This is a genomic window from Enterobacter sp. 61D5 (assembly GCF_034107965.1).
Classification (GTDB): domain Bacteria; phylum Pseudomonadota; class Gammaproteobacteria; order Enterobacterales; family Enterobacteriaceae; genus Enterobacter; species Enterobacter cloacae_M.
Map to the genome: position 1 here is coordinate 514,005 of NZ_JAWNFK010000006.1, position 18,526 is coordinate 532,530.

The following is an 18,526-nucleotide window of genomic DNA, read 5'->3' on the forward strand; positions in this document are numbered from 1 at the left end:
CTTATTTCCCCGTAAAGTTCGGCGCGCGCTTCGCCAGGAAGGCGCTGACGCCCTCGCGGTAATCGTCGCTGCGCCCGGCCAGGCGCTGATAGTCGCGCTCCAGATCGAGCTGGGCGTCCAGAGTGTTGGTTTCCGCGGCGTTTATCGCCTGCTTGATCAGCCCCAGCCCGAAGGTCGGTTGAGACGCAAAGTGCAGCGCCATCTGCTGCGCGGTGGTGTAAAGCTGTTCGTCATCCACCACCTGCCAGATCATCCCCCACGCCTGCGCCTGTTCGGCGCTGAGCTTGTCGCCTAGCAGCGCCAGCCCCATGGCGCGGGCGCGTCCGGCCACGCGCGGCAGCAGCCAGGTGCCGCCGCAGTCCGGCACCAGGCCGAGCTTGCTGAAGGCCATCACGAAGTTGGCGGAACGAGCGGCAATGACCATGTCGCACCCCAGCGCCAGCGTGGCACCCGCGCCGGCCGCCACGCCGTTAACGGCGCAAATGACCGGTTTCGGCAGCTTTGCCAGGCGGCGCACCAGCGGGTTATAGAAGGTTTCAACGGACATCCCCAGATCCGGCGCCGGGCCGTTGGGGTCGACGTTGCGGTCGTTCAGATCCTGACCGGCGCAAAAGCCGCGTCCTGCCCCGGCGATCAGCAGGCAGCGAACGGCGTCATCCCGCTCGGCCTGCTTCAGGCACTCGGCAAGCTGCTCGTGCATCACGTCGTTAAAGCTGTTCAGACGCTCCGGACGGTTCAGCGTAATGGTCATTACGCCCTGCTCAACATGACTGAGAATAAATTCCACAATTAGCGTCCTTTAAAGTCGGGGGTGCGTTTTTGTAAGAAGGCGTCGATGCCTTCCCGGCGGTCTTCGGTGGCAGAAAGCAGCGTAAACAGCTGGCGCTCCTGCGCGAGTCCGGCCTGGAGCGGTACCTCCTGAGACTGGCGCAGCGCCTGTTTCGCCGCCTGCAGCGCCAGCGGAGAGTGGCGCGCCATCAGCGCCGCCTGCTTCAGGGCATACTCCAGCGTCAGCGCTGGCGGGAAAACGTCGCTGACCAGCCCGGCGCTCAGCGCCTGCTGCGCGGAAATACTCTCGCCGGTCAGCACCATTTTGCTGGCGAGCGATTTACCGACGCTGCGGATAAGACGCTGGGTGCCGCCCGCGCCGGGCATAATGCCCAGCGTAATTTCCGGCAGGCCGAAACGGGCGTTATCGCCAGCAATGATCGCGTCGCACAGCAGCGCCAGCTCGCAGCCCGCGCCCAGCGCGAAGCCGTTCACGGCGGCAATCAGCGGTTTAGGAAAAGCGTTAATCCGCGCCCACAGCTGAGGGCGAATATCGTTCAGCGTGGCGGGCAGGTCTTTCTCCGCCATTTCGTTGAGATCGGCCCCGGCGGCAAAGCAGCGCTCGCTGCCGTAAATCACGCAGACGGCGATGTCGGCATCTGCTGCGGCGTCCTCAAGCTGCGCAGCAATCTGCGTTAACAGCGCATTGTTGAGGGCGTTGCGCGCCGCCGGACGGTTTAGCGTCAGCTGCAGCACGCGGCCATGACGGGTAATAATCAGTTCGCTCATGCCATCCCCTTCGCGTCGAAGTCGACAATCACGTCGGAGGTTAACGGCAGCGACTGGCAGCTCAGCACGTATCCGGCGGCCAGCTCGTCCGGCTCCAGGCTGTAGTTGGTCGCCATGTCCACCTTCCCGCGCAGCACTTTGCATTTACAGGTGGCGCACACGCCGCCCTTGCAGGCATACGGCAGATCCGCACCCTGACGCAGGGCGGCATCAAGAATGCTTTCGTCGTCCGCCGTCAGGGTGATTTCACGGTCGCGCCCGTCCTGGCGAACGGTCACTTTTTGTCCTTCCGACTGCACGTGCGCCGCGCGCCTGACGGTGATTCCGGAGGTGTTAAAGCGCTCAAGGTGAATGGATTTGTCCGGCATCCCCAGCGCCTTCAGCGTGGCTTCGGCGTCGTCCATCATCGCCGACGGGCCGCAGATAAACGCCTCGTCGTACTGGCGGAAGTTAATCAGGGTTTTCGCCAGCGCCTGCAGCTTTTCCCCGTCGATGCGGCCAAAGAGCAGATCGCTGTCCAGCCGCTCCTGGCTGAAGATGGAGACCAGCTGCAGCCGCTGCGGGTATTTGTCCTTCAGGTCCGCCAGCGCCTGGCGGAACATCATGCTCTGGCTGCTGCGGTTGCCGTAGATCAGGGTGAACTGGCTGTTGGGTTCGGTCGCAAGCGTTGCGGAGATAATCGCCAGCATCGGGGTGATCCCGGAGCCTGCCGCAATCGCCAGATACTGGCCTTCGCGGTCAGCCCGCGGCTGGTAGCCAAACTGCCCCTGAGGAACCATCACCTCCAGCGCCATGCCCGCTTTGATCTCATCCCGGGCATAGCGGGAAAAGCGCCCGCCTTCAATCGCTTTGACCGCCACGCTGATTTCGCCCGGGGCGGTACTCCGGCAGATGGAGTAGCAGCGGCGCAGCTCGTCCCCGCCAAGCTTCGTTTTTAACGTCAGGTGCTGGCCGGGACGAAAGCGGTAGGCCTCCTGCAGCGCCTGCGGCACCGCAAAGGTGATGGTCACCGCGTCGCGGGTTTCGGGTTCCACTTTTGCCACTGTTAATGAATGAAACGTTGTCATGGCAGCCTCAAATGCATTTGAAATAGTCGAAGGGCTCGCGGCAGGAATTGCAGCGGTAGAGCGCTTTGCAGGCCGTCGAACCAAATTCACTGATAAGCGAGGTGTCGGTGCTGGCGCAGCGCGGGCAGCTCACTTCGGCTGGCGCGTGTGCGTGGCAGCTGTGCCCCACGGGCGGGCTGATGCCATACGCCCGCAGGCGCTCGCGCGCGTCGGCGGTCATCCAGTCGGTGGTCCAGGCGGGTTCAAGCTGGAGCACAACGTGCACCGGGGTATAGCCGTGCGCGGTCATTGCGTCGCGGATCGCCCCCAGCAGGTGTTCCGTTGCCGGGCAGCCCGAATAGGTTGGCGTGAAGCCAATGACCCAGCCTTCCCCCTGCGCCTTCACGCTGCGCACCATGCCTAAATCGGTGATGGTTAATACCGGCACTTCCGGGTCCGGGATCTGGCTTAACAGCGACCAGATCTGCGGAATTTGCGCGGGCGCGATGTCGACGAGGCGTTGCATAGCGTTCTCCTTTACCACTGCTGACCGGGATACGCGCGCTGGAGATACTGCATTTCCGCCAGCATCGGGCCCAGATGTTCGGTATGCAGCCCCCTCTTGCCCCCGGTGCGATACGCAACCTCTGCGGGCACCTGCAGGCAGGCTTCATGCAGACCGGCATAAACTTCGCTTTCCCACGGCTGGCGCAGGAGGCGCGGGTCAACCGCCACGCCGGCGTCAATCAGCGCCAGCTCGACCTCATCGGCTTCAAACAGCTCCGCCGTAAAACGCCACAGGTTATCGATAGCCTGCTGCATTTTTTGCGCGGACGTTTCGGTTCCGTCGCCCAGACGCACCAGCCAGCCGCGGCTGAAGCGCAGGTGGTAGCGCGCCTCTTTGATTGCTTTGGCGGCAATGGCGGCAAGCTGGCCGTCGCTGCTCCGGGTCAGGCGTTCATACAGCGCCACGTTCCAGGCGTCCATCAGGTACTGGCGGGCAATAGTGTCGGCGAAGCTGCCGTTCGGCTGCTCTACCAGCAGGACGTTGCGGAACTGGCGCTCGTCGCGGCCAAACGCCAGGGTATCTTCATCGCCCTGGCCTTCCCGCTCCGCGGCATAGGTCAGGAAGTTGCGCGCCTGGCCCAGCAGGTCGAGACCGATATTGGCGAGCGCGAGGTCGATCTCCAGCTCCGGCGCGTGGCCGCACCAGGCGCCGAGACGCTGGGAGAGCACCAGACCGTTGTCGCCCAGACGCAGGGCATAGGCAGTCACTGAATTCATTCTTTGCCTCACATATGCTCGATGCCGTCAGGGATGGTGTAGAACGTCGGATGGCGGTAAACCTTGCTTTCCGCCGGGTCGAAGAACTCACCGCTCTCTTCCGGCTGGGAGGCGACAATCTCGCTCGCCTTAACCACCCAGATAGAACACCCTTCGCTGCGGCGGGTGTAGGCGTCGCGCGCATTTTCCAGCGCCATGCGATCGTCGGCGGCATGCAGACTACCTACATGACGGTGGGATAACCCTTGTTTGCTGCGTACGAACACTTCGTACAGCGGCCAGTAGACGTTGCTCATCGTGATTCCTCTTAAGCCACTTTGCGGGCGTGTTGTTTTTCCGCGTGCGCCAGTGCGGCTTCGCGCACCCACGCCCCCTCTTCCCAGGCTTTACGTTTCGCGGCCAGGCGCTCGTGGTTGCAGAAGCCGCGCCCGTTAATGACCTCGTCAAACTCCTGCCAGTCGATCTCGCCGAAGCGGTAATGACCGCTCTCTTCATCAAATCGCAGGTCGGGATCCGGCACCGTCATGCCCAGCATCTCCACCTGCGGCACCGTGTTGTCGACAAAGCGCTGGCGCAGCTCGTCATTGCCGAAGCGCTTGATTTTCCAGGCCAGGCTGCGGGCGCTGTTCGGCGAGTTGTCGTCGTTCGGCCCGAACATCATCAGCGCCGGCCACCAGAAGCGGTTGATGGCGTCCTGCAGCATCTGACGCTGGGCCTCGCTGCCCTGCGCCAGCGCCATGCAGGCCTCAAAGCCCTGGCGCTGGTGGAAGCTCTCTTCTTTACATATTTTCACCATCGCTCGGGCATACGGACCGTAGGAGGTCCGGCACAGCGCCACCTGGTTGACGATGGCCGCGCCGTCCACCAGCCAGCCAATCACGCCGATATCGGCCCAGCTCAGGGTCGGATAGTTGAAGATGGAGGAGTACTTCATCCTGCCGTCGAGCATCTTCTGGTAGATGTCTTCCCGGGCGCAGCCCAGCGTTTCCGCCGCGCTGTAGAGGTAGAGCCCGTGCCCGGCTTCGTCCTGCACTTTCGCCAGCAGGATTGCTTTTCGGCGCAGCGTCGGCGCGCGGGCGATCCAGTTCCCCTCCGGCAGCATGCCGACAATTTCGGAGTGCGCATGCTGACCAATCTGACGGATCAACGTCTTACGGTAGGCGTCAGGCATCCAGTCCTGAGGCTCAATCGCCGTCTCCTGCGCTATGCGCTGCTCAAACCGTTGTTCTTGCGTCACGTCATCACCTTTATGATTCGTTAGTTTGCAAATTAAGGCGTAATGCTGAATCACTTTGTTTTTTTTAAAAGTTACACAAAGGTTAAATACAACCCCAAGAATTGTTTCCTGGTTTTGTGATGCTGCTCGCAAGGCTTTTGCAGAAGGCCTTTCATAAAGCGTCTTCAGGCGATGCGATTCATCCAGCCAGATCACAATGTTAACAATTCATTAAAACTCAGCTTGATTTTTATGATTCACGATCAAACTATTAATGAGTAAATCACGTAACATTTGGAGATAAGCGATGCAGCAGTTAGCCAGCTTCTTATCCGGTACCTGGCAGTCTGGCCGGGGCCGCGAACGCGCCATTCATCACGCCATCAGCGGCGAAGCCTTGTGGGAAGTCACCAGCGAAGGGCTGGATATGGCGGCCGCTCGTCGCTACGCGATTGAGCGCGGTGGCGAAGCGCTTCATAAGATGACCTTTATTGAACGCGCTGCCATGCTGAAAGCGGTGGCAAAGCACCTGCTTAGCGAGAAAGAGACGTTTTATGCCCTGTCCGCCCAGACGGGCGCGACGAAGGCGGACAGCTGGGTAGATATTGAAGGCGGCATCGGCACCCTCTTCACCTACGCCAGCCTGGGCAGCCGCGAGCTGCCGGATGACACCCTGTGGCCGGAAGATGAGTTAATCCCGCTGTCGAAAGAAGGCGGCTTTGCGGCGCGCCACGTCCTGACCTCCAAATCCGGCGTGGCGGTACACATCAATGCCTTTAACTTCCCCTGCTGGGGGATGCTGGAAAAGCTGGCGCCGACCTGGCTTGCCGGGATGCCCGCCATCATCAAACCCGCTACCGCTACCGCACAGGTAACCCAGGCGATGGTGAAATCCATCGTCGACAGCGGCCTGGTGCCGGACGGCACCATCAGCCTGATCTGCGGCGGCGCGGGGGATCTGCTCGACCAGCTCGACAGCCAGGACGTGGTGACCTTTACCGGCTCCGCCAGCACCGGGCAAAGCCTGCGCGTGCACCCAAATATCGTGGCGAATTCGATTCCGTTCACCATGGAGGCCGACTCCCTGAACTGCTGCGTGCTGGGGGAAGACGTTACGCCGGACCAGCCGGAGTTTGCCCTGTTCGTCCGGGAAGTGGTCCGCGAGATGACCGCGAAAGCCGGGCAGAAATGTACGGCCATTCGCCGAATTATCGTCCCGCAAAACCAGATTGATGCCGTGAGCCAGGCGCTGATTGCCCGGCTGGAAAAAGTGGTGGTGGGCGACCCGGCGCAGGACGGGGTAAAGATGGGCGCGCTGGTGAATGCCGAACAGCGCGCCGACGTGCAGGAGAAAGTGGATCAACTTATCGCCGCAGGCTGCCAGATCCGTCTGGGTGGCAAAGCGGATCCGCACTCCGCTGGCGCGTTCTTCCCACCGACCCTGCTGTTCTGCCCGCAGCCGGACGAAACCCCGGCGGTGCATTCAACTGAAGCCTTCGGCCCGGTAGCGACGCTGATGCCGTATCGCAATTCAGAGCACGCGATGGCGCTTGCCCGCGCGGGCGGCGGTAGCCTGGCGGGTACGCTGGTCACCGCAGACCTGGACATTGCCCGCCAGTTTATTGCCGGCGCGGCGCGCGCCCACGGGCGCATTCAAATCCTTAACGAGGAATCATCAAAAGAGTCTACCGGCCACGGCTCCCCGCTGCCGCAGCTGGTGCACGGCGGCCCGGGCCGCGCGGGCGGCGGCGAAGAGCTGGGCGGCCTGCGCGCGGTGAAGCACTACCTGCAGCGCACCGCGATTCAGGGCAGTCCGACCATGCTGGCGGCCATTGGCAAGCAGTGGGTGCGGGGCGCAACGGTTCAGGAGGATCGCGTGCATCCGTTCCGCAAATACTTTGAGGAACTGCAGCCGGGCGACAGCCTGCTGACGCCGCGCCGCACCCTGACGGAAGCGGACATCGTCAACTTTGCCTGCCTGAGCGGGGACCACTTCTACGCCCATATGGACAAGATTGGCGCGGCAGAATCGATCTTTGGCGAGCGCGTGGTGCACGGCTACTTCCTGATTTCCGCCGCGGCAGGACTGTTTGTCGACGCGGGCGTCGGGCCGGTTATTGCCAACTACGGCATGGAGAACCTGCGCTTTATCGAGCCGGTTAAGCCGGGCGATACCATTCAGGTGCGTCTGACCTGCAAACGTAAAACGCTGAAGAAACAGCGTACCGCCGAGGAAAAACCGACCGGCGTGGTGGAATGGGCGGTTGAGATCTTCAACCAGCACCAGCAGGCCGTGGCGCTCTACTCCATCCTGACGCTGGTGGCGCGCCAGCAGGGTGATTTCAGCTAACGCCCCTCACCCTGACCCTCTTCCCAAAGGGGAGAGGGGATTGTTCTGCACGCGCATGTGATTTATCCCCGCTCTTTTTTTAACCTGGCAAGACTGGCAAATAACCTGGCAGATGCAGGCAAACGCTTTTCTCATAGGCCTGTCAGGATAAGGCTGTCACAACACAATAAACCCTAAATAATTCGAGTTGCAGGAAGGCGGCAAGGGAACGAATCCCCGGGAGCGTACATAAGTACGTGACTGGGGTGAGTGAGTGCAGCCAAAGCACCTGCAACTTGAAGTATGACGGGTATAAACACAACAAGATGAGGTCTACGATGGGAAGCAATTCTTCTTTTTCTGCCCGTAGAACGGCGCTGGCCATGGCCGTTGCGCTGTGTTGCGCCTGGCAATCCCCTGTTTTCGCCCACGGCAGTGAGGCGCATATGGTCCCGATGGACAAAACGCTGCAGGACTTTGGCGCGGACGTTCAGTGGGATGATTACGCACAGATGTTCACCATTGCGAAAGACGGTGCCTTTGTGAAGGTCAAACCGGGCGCAAAAACCGCCATCGTCAACGGTAAAACCCTCAGGCTTGAGGTGCCGGTGGTGATGAAAGGCAAGAAAGCCTTTATTTCCGATACCTTCATCAACGACGTTTTCCAGTCCGGCCTTGACCAGACCTTCCAGGTAGAAAAACGCCCTCACCCGTTAAACGCGCTAACGGCGGACGAAATTAAGCAGGCCGTTGAGATTGTGAAAGCCTCCGCGGACTTTAAACCGAATACCCGCTTTACCCAGATCGCCCTGGCAGAGCCGGAGAAAGCCAAAGTGTGGGACTTTGTGCTTAACGGTACGGCAGTGGATGCCCCGCGTCAGGCGAAGATCGTCATGCTCGATGGCAAGCACGTTATCGAAAGCGTGGTGGACCTGAAGGATAAAAAAATCCTGCGCTGGGAACCGGTAAAAGACGCGCACGGCATGGTGCTGCTGGATGATTTCACCGCGGTTCAGCAGATCATCAACGAAAGCACCGAGTTCGCCGAAGTGCTTAAAAAACACGGTATCACCGACCCGAAAAAAGTGATTACCACGCCGCTGACCGTCGGCTATTTCGACGGTAAAGACGGCCTGAAGCAGGAAGATCGCCTGCTGAAGGTGGTGAGCTATCTGGACGTGGGCGACGGCAACTACTGGGCGCACCCGATTGAAAACCTGGTGGCCGTGGTCGATCTTGAACAGAAAAAGATCCAGAAGATTGAAGAAGGCGCCGTTGTTCCGGTTCCCATGACCCCGCGTCCCTATGATGGCCGCGACCGCGTTGAGACGCCGAAAAAACCGCTTAACATCACTGAGCCGGAAGGCAAGAACTACACCATCACCGGCGATATGGTGCACTGGCAGAACTGGGATTTCCACCTGAGCCTGGACTCCCGCGTCGGTCCGATGATTTCAACCGTCACCTATAACGACAACGGCAAAAAGCGCCAGATTATGTATCAGGGGTCGCTCGGCGGCATGATCGTCCCTTATGGCGATCCGGACGTGGGCTGGTACTTTAAAGCCTATCTGGATTCCGGCGACTACGGTATGGGCACCCTGACCTCACCGCTGGTACGCGGTAAAGACGTGCCGTCCAACGCCGTGATGCTCAATGAAACCATTCCCGACTACACCGGCGCGCCGATGGAGATCCCGCGCGCGATCGCCATTTTCGAACGCTACGCGGGGCCGGAATACAAGCATCAGGAGATGGGCCAGCCAAACGTCAGCACCGAGCGCCGCGAGCTGGTGGTGCGCTGGGTGAGTACCGTGGGCAACTACGATTACATCTTTGACTGGGTGTTCCATGAAAATGGCACCATCGGCATTGATGCCGGCGCGACGGGTATCGAGGCGGTGAAAGGCGTTCAGGCGAAAACCATGCACGACGCCACCGCCAAAGACGACACCAAATACGGCACGCTGATCGACCATAACATCGTGGGCACCACGCACCAGCACATCTACAACTTCCGTCTTGATATGGACGTGGACGGCATCAATAACAAGCTGGTGGCGATGGATCCGGAAGTGAAGCCGAATACCGCCGGGGGCCCGCGCACCAGCACCATGCAGATCAATCAGTACGATATTGATACCGAGCAGCAGGCGGCGCAGAAATTCGACCCGGGCACCATTCGGCTGCTGAGCAACACCGGTAAAGAGAACCGCATGGGCAACCCGGTCTCGTACCAGATTATCCCTTACGCGGGCGGTACGCACCCGGTGGCAACCGGCGCGAAATTTGCCCCGGACGAGTGGATTTACCATCGCCTGAGCTTTATGGACAAACAGCTGTGGGTGACTCGTTACCACCCGGATGAGCTCTACCCGGAAGGAAAATTCCCGAACCGCTCCGTACACGACACGGGCCTGGGGCAGTACAGCAAGGATAACGAGTCGCTCAACGATCGGGATGACGTGGTCTGGATGACCACCGGCACCACCCATGTCGCCCGCGCGGAAGAGTGGCCGATCATGCCGACAGAATGGGTGCATACCCTGCTTAAACCGTGGAACTTCTTCGATGAGACGCCAACGCTCGGGAAGAAGAAAGACGAACAGAAATAAATAACGCACCGGGCGCAATGCCCGGTTTTTTTTGCCTCTGGATTTGAGGATCGTCCTGGCTTGCTTATAGTTACTGATATCTCACCTGCATGATTTATCCCCCGGACGGGAAAGGGCTTTATGGAAAAAAGAAAAAAACCGACACTTGAACGGGCAACCTGGCCAACGCGCCATGCTATGGTTATGCACGGGCTGGCGATGAACCTGCCGTGGCTGGCCTTCGTTAATATCAGCTTCGCGGTGATGATTCTGCTTCGCCACGTCCTGCTTAATACCAGCGATCCCCTTTATCCCCACTCGCCGCAGCTGACGAGAATGGTCGATGCCTCCATGCTCGGCATTATCATTCTCTCAGCTGCGCTGATCCTGATGGCCTGGCGGCGCATCGCCGGCATCAGCGTGGTGCTGTTTATCTGCAGCGCCATCTGGTCGGTCTCCTGCTTCTGGTTTATCACCCAGCTGCTGCTCCCGCACGTCTGGCCGCTGTGCGTCATTTTATTACTCGCCGGCTTAACGGCGCTCTATTTTTATCCTGAAGGACTTCTCGCCTTTGTGCTCCCGCTCTGGATCACCCTGCCGGTAGCAAGCTGGATACGGAACGATGGCCTCAACCTTCACTTTTTTGTTATCTGGAGCGTGTTTTCGCTGATCCTGATCTGCGGGCGTTTCATCCTGCTGAGCTGGTTTGACGAGGCCTGGCGACGTAACCAGCAAAATCAGCTGCTGATCTCCAGGCTGGATGCGCTGGCGCATCAGGATCCGTTAACCAAAACCGCCAATCGCCGGAAAATGGAGGTGGTGCTGGAGAACGCGGTTGAGCAGAAAAAAACCTTCTCGGTGATTATGCTGGATATCGACTATTTCAAACGCTACAACGACACCTACGGGCACCAGGCGGGTGACGACTGCCTGACGCGCGTAGCGCGGGTGCTGAAGCAGTCGGTGCGCACGCCTGACGACGTGGTGTCACGCTACGGCGGCGAGGAGTTTGTGGTGATCCTGTTTAACTGCCCGGAAAACATCGCTGAAAAGGTGGCCTTACGTATTCAGGACGGCCTGCGCACAGAAGCTATACCGCACAGCGCGTCAACCGTTAGCGATCGTGTCACCGTGAGCATGGGAATTGCAAGCATGGCGGAAGGGTTAGCGGGCACCGAGATCATCGCCCGCGCCGATGCGGCGCTGTACCGGGCGAAAGAGGCCGGGCGGGATCGGTGGTCGCTGTAAATCAAGCCGGGTAAAGCGTAGCCGCCACCCGGCTTGTTTTTTAATACCGCACGCAAACCGACTTGGTTTCACACCAGCCGTCCAGCCAGTCCGGGCCAAAGTCACGCCCGGTGCCGGACTGCTTCATGCCGCCGAACGGCAGGTTGGCGTCAATCAGCGTATGGCTGTTCACCCAGACGGTGCCCGCCTGCAGCCGGTCGGTGTACTCCAGCGCCTTGCTGATATTCTGCGTCCAGACGCTGGCCGTCAGGCCATATTCGGTGTCGTTTGCCAGCTGGAGCGCCTCTTCCCCGTCGGCAACGCGCACCAGGTTGACGACCGGGCCAAACACCTCTTCGCGGGTCAGGCGCAGTGAGGCATCCGGGTTCACCACCAGCGTAGGCGAAACGTAATAGCCTTTGCCTTCCGGCCCCCGGTTACCGACGATTAGCTCCGCGCTGCGCGACTTCGCTTCGTCAAGGAAGGTCTGCACCTTGTCGCAGTGCGCGCGCGACACCAGCGGGTTGATAAACGCTTCCGGCGACATGCCCGGCCCGACGCTCAGGGATTTCACCGCCAGCTCAAACCCGCTGACCAGCGTGTCAAACAGCGGCGCTTCAATATAGATGCGCGAGCTCGCCGCGCACACCTGCCCCTGGTTCAGGAAGCTGCCGGTCATCAGGCCTTCGATCACCCACGCCGGGTCCGCGTCTTTCAGTACAACGGCCGGGTTTTTCCCGCCCAGTTCCAGGGTCACCCCGGTTAGCGTGTCCGCCGCCGCGCGGGCGATTTGCTTACCCGTCGCCGTTGAGCCGGTAAAGCTCACCTTTGCAATATGCGGATGCGAGGTCAGCGCTGCGCCGCACACCGCGCCGCTCCCGGTCACCACGTTGAACACCCCGTCCGGGATGCCCGCTTCGCTGGCCAGTTCCGCCACGCGCAGCATGGTCAGCGGCGTGGTCTCTGACGGCTTGATGACAATAGAGCAGCCCGCGGCCAGCGCTGGCATCACTTTCCACATCCCGATCATCAGCGGGAAGTTCCAGGGCACAATCCCGGCCACCACGCCAACCGGCTCCTTACGCGTCCACGCCTGATAGCGGGCGCCCTGCGGCAGCGGAATGGAAAGGTCGAGGGTTTTACCCGTAATTTTGGTGGTCAGCCCGGCGGTATAGCGCATCCAGTTCAGGGTGCAGCCGACTTCAAACAGGCGGGAAATGTTGATGGATTTGCCCTGCTCCAGCGTTTCAAGCTGGGCCAGCTCTTCGCTGTGCTGCTCGACCAAATCGGCGAAATGAAGCAGGATCCGCTCGCGCTCCGCCGGCAGTTTTCCGGCCCAGCTGCGGGCGACAAACGCGCGCCAGCCGGACATGACGGCACGGTCAACGTCGTCGACGCTGGCATCGGCAGTCGAGGCAATGACCTCGCCCGTGGCCGGGTTGAAGACGTTCAGCCGCTTTTCACTGTCCGACGCGGCCTGACGCCCTTCAATCCACAGGCCATGCTGTCGGTCTAAAAATTGTTGTACGGCAGGCTGAATGGCCACCTGTGATTCAGACATAGGATACTCCTTCGTTATTCTTCGCAGGGTCTCCATCCAGTCTAAGTGGGGTTTTGCGTTCTCGCTTTTGTCTCTGTGACATTCGCTTTGCCACCTGTGACAGGCTCCGCAAATCGCGATAATTGCCGCTTATATCGCTGTTACCGGTGAGTGTTCTTTCCTATAGTCAGCCTCATAGCTCTGACAAAATGCAACACAAATGCAACAATGCGAAAACGTTGACGGTGCAGTGAGAGAAACGATGGCGTGTGCAAGCGAGCAGGACCAGTATCAGCAGTGGCTGGCGCAAATTAACCAGGTTTGCGGGCGTTTTAACGCGCAGCCCACCGGGGGGAAATTCTTCGGCGAGCTGGAGACCAGCTATGCGCGCAGCCTGAAGCTCAGCACCGTGACCGCAGGCGGCGTAAACCTGTTCCGCTCCCGTCAGGAGATCGCTCAGAGTAACGATGCCTGGTTCTATACCGTGTTCCAGCTCGAAGGCAGCGCGGAAATTGAGCAGGATGACCGTCGCGCGCTGCTCAGAACCGGTGATATCACGCTGATTGACGCGTCGCGTCCCTGCTCGATCAACTGGCGGGAGAAATCCCGCCAGATTTCGCTGCTGGTTCCCCGTCAGATTATTGAGCAGCAGTGTCGCTTCCAGGAGATAAGCTGCGCGACCGCCCTTTCCCGCACCTTGCCCACGGTACAGCTGAGCCATCGCCTGCTGATGGAGAGCATGAGCAATGCCGACCTGAGTGACCGCGAAAACGAAGCGGCGCTCGAAGCGATGATCTGCCTGCTGCGCCCCGCATTCCAGCAGCGTGAAATCATTCAGCCGCGCAAGGAGCGCCAGTTCCAGCACGTAGTGGCGCTGATTGACGACCATATTCAGTCTGAATCGCTGCGCCCGGAATGGATTGCCGCCGAGAGCGGCATGTCCGTGCGCAGCCTTTACCGCATGTTTGCCGAGAAGGGGCTAGTGGTGGCGCAGTACATCAAAAACCGTCGTCTGGATCTCTGCGCGCAGGCACTGCAATCTACCGGTGATGATGAAAAGCTGGCGGGTATTGGCTACAGCTGGGGGTTCACCGACCATAGCCATTTTTCTACGGCGTTTAAGCAGCGTTTTGGCGTCTCGCCGGGTGAATACCGCAGGCGCTACCGCTAACTACTTTTTGAGCCATTTTCCGTTAATTCCCTTCACGTATTCGCCCGGCTGCGCGCGGGCAACCAGTTTCTGACCGGCCATTTTAGCCACTTCATCGACCGGCAAATTATTGCTGTCAGCCAGCTTCTGGTAGTTTTCCGCGCGCGCCGCATTGATACGATTGACCAGCGCCAGCGTTTCCGCGTCCTGTTGAATCGGGGCAAGATAGCCGCTCAGGGTTTCCCCCACGCGCCCCTGCGCCCGGGCATCGTTTAAGGTCAGCGCAGCCGCCTGCACGTTCATCCCCAGCGCCAGTAAAATCAGAGCTAATCGTTTCATGGCATCCTCAGAACAGATCGCTGCGCGATTTCAGCAGAGTTTCAACGTCTTTATCGACCTTGATATGGATCTCATGTTCAATTTTGACATTCATATTGATGGTAATCGGCTCCTTTGGCGCAGCGACTTCAATGCGCGGCGTACAGCCGGTCAGTAGCGCGGCAACGGTGAGCGCACCAGCCATCTTTTTCATTGTTGTTCCTCACTTTCCTTGCCAGTCGAACTGCGGGGAGCAGGTATCGCCGTGTGTTGCTCAAACCAGGTTTGCAGGTTGTCCCCAAAACGCAGGCTGCGCCAGAGGGTAAAGACATTCTCATCATGGGTATAGTTCAGGTTGACGGAGCTGCTTTTGCCATCCACCCGGCTGGTCCCCTTGATGGTCGCCTGCATGGTTAATTCCCCCAGGTTATCTAAATTGATTCTCGTCCACGAACGCGAAATTTCCATATAGCGAAGCCAGTTAATCGCCGCGCCCGCAACCATATTATCCTTCACGATGGCGTCTGCCGTATCTTTGTCGATGCGCAGCGTCATGGGCCCCGGGTTGGTCAGCCAGCCATCTTTAATGATCCATTTTTCATTGTCCAGCCAGAACGGCAGCGCCCCGCTAACCGGCCCCGACATGGCAAACTGCTTCGGATTGACGGCGCCGATCAGCTCGCTGGAGGAGATATTGTCCACGCGCAGCAGGGCCGGATCGTGCTGCGGCATCCGAAGCTGCTGCATGGTGATCTTCCCGCCGAGGGTTTCCACCTTCACGTTAGTGAGCAGCAGCGGATTATCCTCCGTCCAGGGATAGTCCCCCTGTAGATCGGCGGTAATGTTGCGCGCGGTCACCAGATTTTCCACTTCACCTATGCGCAACGTGACCGGACCGCGCGTGCCGAGAGACCAGGTTCCCTCGCTGAAGCGGAACGGCAGCACAAAATCGACGCCGTTAATTTGGTTATCCGGCATCCAGACGCTGCCGGATTTCAGCACGCCGTGCCCGCCCGCTTCAAAGCCCTGATCGGCCGCCGCCGAAAAGGCGACCTGAGCGTAAAGCTCCCCGTCGCGCAGCGTCATTTTCCAGTCCGGCGGAATCAAAGGCTGGAACACGGTGAGCGATTGTTTCGGCCACCAGGCCTGCCCGCGAAGACGTACGCCATCCCAACGACCGTTCACCTGTACCGGGCCGATTTTGTCCGCATGGAGGTCGCCCTTAAACTGGAAAATGGTCGGGTCGGTGCCGTCGACGCTGAAGGTCAGGACCGAGGGCGGCAACGCGCTGCCGCCGGAGAACAGGGTTTGCCCGGCATTGAGCGACAGCGCGCCGCTGAAGGCCGGTTTTTCGGGGTCACGCAACCAGCGCACAGGTTGATCCAGCACCAGACGCGGCTTGCTGACCTCCATCGTACCGTACTGGAGCTTGTCAAAACCGGTGGAGAGCGCCGTCAGCTCAATCACGTTGTCGCGCCACTCGCCTTTCCCGGCGACGTCCCAGCGGGCATGCATCGGCGTAAAACCGCCTTTCCCCCAGTAGCGCCACTGCCACAGGCCGTTGTCGGGTAAAAAGTCGTTGGCCTGGCCGTCCAGGTGGAGTTCAAAATCGCCCATCTGGTTTTCATGGGCGCGCAGAATCGCCTGTAGACGCCCGTCCACGCCCTTCTGCGTCAGCTTCACGCCCGCCAGCGGCCAGCGGATTTCATCGATATCGAGTGAGTCAATGATGCGCCCGCGCGAGCGGAGCAGCGCGCCCGGCTCAAAGGCCAGCTGCGGTTCATACAGGCTGCCGGTCAGCGTTGCGGGCAATTTGGCGTAAAGGATAAGATCGTTTAGCTTCGCCTCGCCGCTGAGATGCAGGGGCATGTCGCTGTTTTCCATGCTGAGCCTGCCGGGCCCAATATTCAGTACCGCGTTGCCTTTCCCCGCGTCACCCTGGGTCAGCACGTTCAGCCGTCCGGTCAGGGTGGTTTTATCCAGCCCCTGCTGCCAGTTGTCGGCACGAAGCGAAACGCGACCGCTCAGCGGCATACCCGAAAGATCCCAGTTCCAGCGCCCGTCGCTGATGTTCAGCTGTTCCGCCGTGATCTGCCACGGCAGGTCGAGCAGCGGATCGGGGTTGTCCCGCGCCATCACCACCAGCTGTCCCTGATTGTCTTCCCAGTCCAGATCGGCATCGACCAAAGACGTTAACTGTGGCACGTTAAAGGTCGCGACCGCGTGGCCTTTCACCGGCACGCCGTCCGGCACCAGCGGCAAGGTAAACTCGCCCACCAGCTTAATCGGCTGCGGCTGGTCCGGGAGTTGAACATCGAACTGGCTGACCGAGAGCGTCTGGCCGCGAAGCGTGCCTTTAATGCTGACCTGTTCGCCTTTATAGGCGATCTCCTGAATGGACGGCGTCAGCGACGCATGCAGCTCGCCCTGCCACTGCTGCCAGGGCGACAGCGTCAGACGGTGAACCGTGATCCAGGTATTCGGTAATACCGCCTGCCACTGGGCCAGCGTTTTGGGGGCGACCGTTGAGGGCGCAGACTGGGGAATTTTGCTCAGACAGACGGAGTTAAGATCCAGCGCGCCGATATCCAGCTTCCAGCGGCTCGGATGTGACAGCGTCACGTTTTCGATACGGGCAATTTCGCAATCTTCCACCAGATAGCGAAGATCGGGGATCGCCAGCGCGTGGCGGGTAAGTTTCGGACTCTCTTCGAAAGCGATGCGCGTCCCGACGGGCAGCCAAATCCCGGCGAGCGTCGGTACCCACTGAGCGAGCGTCATCAGCAGCGTCAGCGGCAACAATATGAACAGCAGTAAAAGCGCAAGAGCGGCTTTGTATTTACCCTTCATGGGCAGTTAATATCCTGATTTAGCGAAAGAATTAAGCCGGCAGTGCCGATCATTGTCGCATGTTTAGCCAGTCAGTTGAAGTTGACGCCAAGTTAAGAATAGATGCTGTAATAGTAAGCGGTAATTTTTTGCTATGCGTAACCTAAAGAATATAGCTTCGGTTCAATTGGTTACGCATAAGTTCAAGAATAATCGCAGAGCAGATTCGCGACATTAATACCTATTCCGTGGCATTGCCAGCAGGTAAAGCATGGCGAATATCAATGACCCCCAATACACCGAGTCGTACCGCCAGGGATCAAAATCAATATGTAAAAAACCGCTAACAAACTCATAGCCGTTGGCAAAAACGTTAATTTGAATGGCTGCGATGGCTATCACAAATAGCGTATAGGCAATGAACAGAGGATATTTATGAAGCCTGTTGACCTTGAGTTTCCCGAGATACAACAAGAAAAAAATGACAATAGATACAATAAAATAGCATACGGCAGGTAGAATCGGTGGGGTTAATGACAACTCGAATTGTTCCGACATAATTAATTCTCTTTAGCTATCTGGTACATCTGCCAACCTGTGACGCTTCCACTGGTTAAATCCAGAGCCATCGCTGTTTTAGAAGCCTCTTGCCATCCTCTGATATAATCAGATTCGATGTTGCGAAACAGACTCCAGGATTTTTCTCTGGGAGCCAGTACTCTCCTGCCCGCGCCATAGGCTGATAAAGAGATATCAACTGCACCATAGACAATATCAGCTTCATTATCCCCATAGCCGAGTTTCGCTGCTGCGTAACGATAAGCATCTCTTAGCGTGCCAGACCGATCTTCACGATAAAGAAGATAGTATCCATTTTCATACATGTTGTTTAGCCCATGAGTAATCATAGGTGCACCATACGCAGCACAGGCCAGACCCAGCGAACCGACGCATAAACTAGCGCCCCCATACACTTGCGCCCCACCGGCAACGAAACCGATCTGTTTAAGCGCTAAAGTCGTCGTTGTTGTCCGGTTTTTTTCAACAACAATAAATAACTTAGCTTTATTGAAGGTGAGTAAATCATCCTGTTCCTTAAGATGATGTATCTGTTCATCAAGTAATTGAATCCCGCCTGACCAGGTCAAGCAATGCGACTGGATCTCCCTTCTCAGGTGAGCAACAAGTTGTTGAGTTTCGAAAAACATACCAGCGGTACCATAAAGCAAATGCTTTGTGGCAATTCGCTGCGCAAGATTTTCAATCTCTAAGACTTTCTCTTCGAAATGACTTTTATCCCGATTATGGTTGTACATTCGGTCTCCCTGTCATTTTAAAATGATAGTAGTAATACTACCTTCAATGTTAGTACATTCAAAGAGCTACGTCATTTTAACAGCTAAAGGTAGTCACATTTTCAAGCATTGGGAAACCAC

General features: G+C 58.6%; 17 protein-coding genes. 4 read left to right on the forward strand and 13 right to left on the reverse strand.

The genetic code is table 11. The annotated features are described in order from the left end of the window. Position 1 precedes the first annotated feature (1 nt). The 7 genes from paaG to paaA are packed head-to-tail and all read right to left on the reverse strand — an operon-like array spanning position 2 to position 5,124. Complete coding sequence (gene paaG / locus UTM25_RS07585) at positions 2-790, reverse strand: 2-(1,2-epoxy-1,2-dihydrophenyl)acetyl-CoA isomerase PaaG (RefSeq protein ID WP_194399610.1); 789 nt, start codon at positions 788-790, stop codon at positions 2-4. Continuing rightward, the gene (gene paaF / locus UTM25_RS07590; RefSeq protein ID WP_194399129.1) at positions 790-1,557 is read right to left on the reverse strand and encodes a 2,3-dehydroadipyl-CoA hydratase PaaF; all 768 of its coding nucleotides are present in this window, start codon (positions 1,555-1,557) and stop codon (positions 790-792) included. Before paaF ends, paaG begins: the two co-directional genes overlap by 1 nt. Next, positions 1,554-2,624, reverse strand: coding sequence for a 1,2-phenylacetyl-CoA epoxidase subunit PaaE (paaE, locus tag UTM25_RS07595; RefSeq protein ID WP_194399128.1), 1,071 nt, complete (start codon positions 2,622-2,624; stop codon positions 1,554-1,556). Before paaE ends, paaF begins: the two co-directional genes overlap by 4 nt. 7 nt (positions 2,625-2,631) lie before the next feature. Beyond that, complete coding sequence (gene paaD / locus UTM25_RS07600; protein ID WP_194399127.1) at positions 2,632-3,129, reverse strand: 1,2-phenylacetyl-CoA epoxidase subunit PaaD; 498 nt, start codon at positions 3,127-3,129, stop codon at positions 2,632-2,634. 11 nt (positions 3,130-3,140) lie between these two features. Continuing rightward, positions 3,141-3,887, reverse strand: a complete 747-nt coding sequence (gene paaC, locus UTM25_RS07605) for a 1,2-phenylacetyl-CoA epoxidase subunit PaaC (protein WP_194399126.1) — start codon at positions 3,885-3,887, stop codon at positions 3,141-3,143. Between the two features lie 8 nt (positions 3,888-3,895). Further along, positions 3,896-4,183 carry a 1,2-phenylacetyl-CoA epoxidase subunit PaaB gene (gene paaB / locus UTM25_RS07610; RefSeq protein ID WP_003857353.1) on the reverse strand — a complete coding sequence of 96 codons (288 nt, stop codon included), beginning with the start codon at positions 4,181-4,183 and terminating at the stop codon, positions 3,896-3,898. 11 nt (positions 4,184-4,194) lie between these two features. Next, complete coding sequence (gene paaA / locus UTM25_RS07615) at positions 4,195-5,124, reverse strand: 1,2-phenylacetyl-CoA epoxidase subunit PaaA (RefSeq protein WP_320714565.1); 930 nt, start codon at positions 5,122-5,124, stop codon at positions 4,195-4,197. A gap of 286 nt (positions 5,125-5,410) precedes the next feature. Between paaA and paaZ the strand changes: the two genes are divergently transcribed. The 3 genes from paaZ to UTM25_RS07630 all read left to right on the forward strand — a co-directional run bounded on the left by paaZ (position 5,411) and on the right by UTM25_RS07630 (position 11,274). After that, a complete protein-coding gene (gene paaZ, locus UTM25_RS07620) occupies positions 5,411-7,453 on the forward strand; it encodes a phenylacetic acid degradation bifunctional protein PaaZ (protein ID WP_194399125.1) in 2,043 nt (680 codons plus the stop codon). Between the two features lie 317 nt (positions 7,454-7,770). Further along, complete coding sequence (tynA, locus tag UTM25_RS07625; protein WP_194399124.1) at positions 7,771-10,047, forward strand: primary-amine oxidase; 2,277 nt, start codon at positions 7,771-7,773, stop codon at positions 10,045-10,047. A gap of 120 nt (positions 10,048-10,167) precedes the next feature. After that, positions 10,168-11,274, forward strand: coding sequence for a GGDEF domain-containing protein (locus UTM25_RS07630; RefSeq protein ID WP_194399123.1), 1,107 nt, complete (start codon positions 10,168-10,170; stop codon positions 11,272-11,274). A 40-nt stretch (positions 11,275-11,314) separates the two neighbouring features. On the opposite strand, the gene UTM25_RS07635 is transcribed toward UTM25_RS07630, so the two are convergent. After that, positions 11,315-12,814 carry an aldehyde dehydrogenase family protein gene (locus tag UTM25_RS07635; RefSeq protein WP_194399122.1) on the reverse strand — a complete coding sequence of 500 codons (1,500 nt, stop codon included), beginning with the start codon at positions 12,812-12,814 and terminating at the stop codon, positions 11,315-11,317. Between the two features lie 241 nt (positions 12,815-13,055). On the opposite strand from UTM25_RS07635, the gene feaR reads away from it, so the two are divergent. Continuing rightward, the gene (gene feaR, locus UTM25_RS07640) at positions 13,056-13,964 is read left to right on the forward strand and encodes a transcriptional regulator FeaR (protein WP_320714608.1); all 909 of its coding nucleotides are present in this window, start codon (positions 13,056-13,058) and stop codon (positions 13,962-13,964) included. Here the strand turns inward: feaR and UTM25_RS07645 are convergent, their stop codons facing one another. The 5 genes from UTM25_RS07645 to UTM25_RS07665 all read right to left on the reverse strand — a co-directional run bounded on the left by UTM25_RS07645 (position 13,965) and on the right by UTM25_RS07665 (position 18,406). After that, on the reverse strand, positions 13,965-14,282 hold the full coding sequence (locus UTM25_RS07645) for a YdbL family protein (protein WP_023311566.1): 318 nt from the start codon (positions 14,280-14,282) through the stop codon (positions 13,965-13,967). A gap of 7 nt (positions 14,283-14,289) precedes the next feature. Beyond that, the gene (locus tag UTM25_RS07650) at positions 14,290-14,475 is read right to left on the reverse strand and encodes a YnbE family lipoprotein (RefSeq protein WP_080327221.1); all 186 of its coding nucleotides are present in this window, start codon (positions 14,473-14,475) and stop codon (positions 14,290-14,292) included. Then, positions 14,472-17,111, reverse strand: coding sequence for a YdbH family protein (locus UTM25_RS07655; RefSeq protein WP_194399121.1), 2,640 nt, complete (start codon positions 17,109-17,111; stop codon positions 14,472-14,474). Before UTM25_RS07655 ends, UTM25_RS07650 begins: the two co-directional genes overlap by 4 nt. Positions 17,112-17,324: 213 nt before the next feature. After that, a complete protein-coding gene (locus UTM25_RS07660) occupies positions 17,325-17,648 on the reverse strand; it encodes a hypothetical protein (RefSeq protein WP_033145413.1) in 324 nt (107 codons plus the stop codon). Between the two features lie 2 nt (positions 17,649-17,650). Further along, positions 17,651-18,406, reverse strand: coding sequence for a DUF4225 domain-containing protein (locus tag UTM25_RS07665; protein WP_194399120.1), 756 nt, complete (start codon positions 18,404-18,406; stop codon positions 17,651-17,653). Positions 18,407-18,526 lie beyond the last annotated feature (120 nt).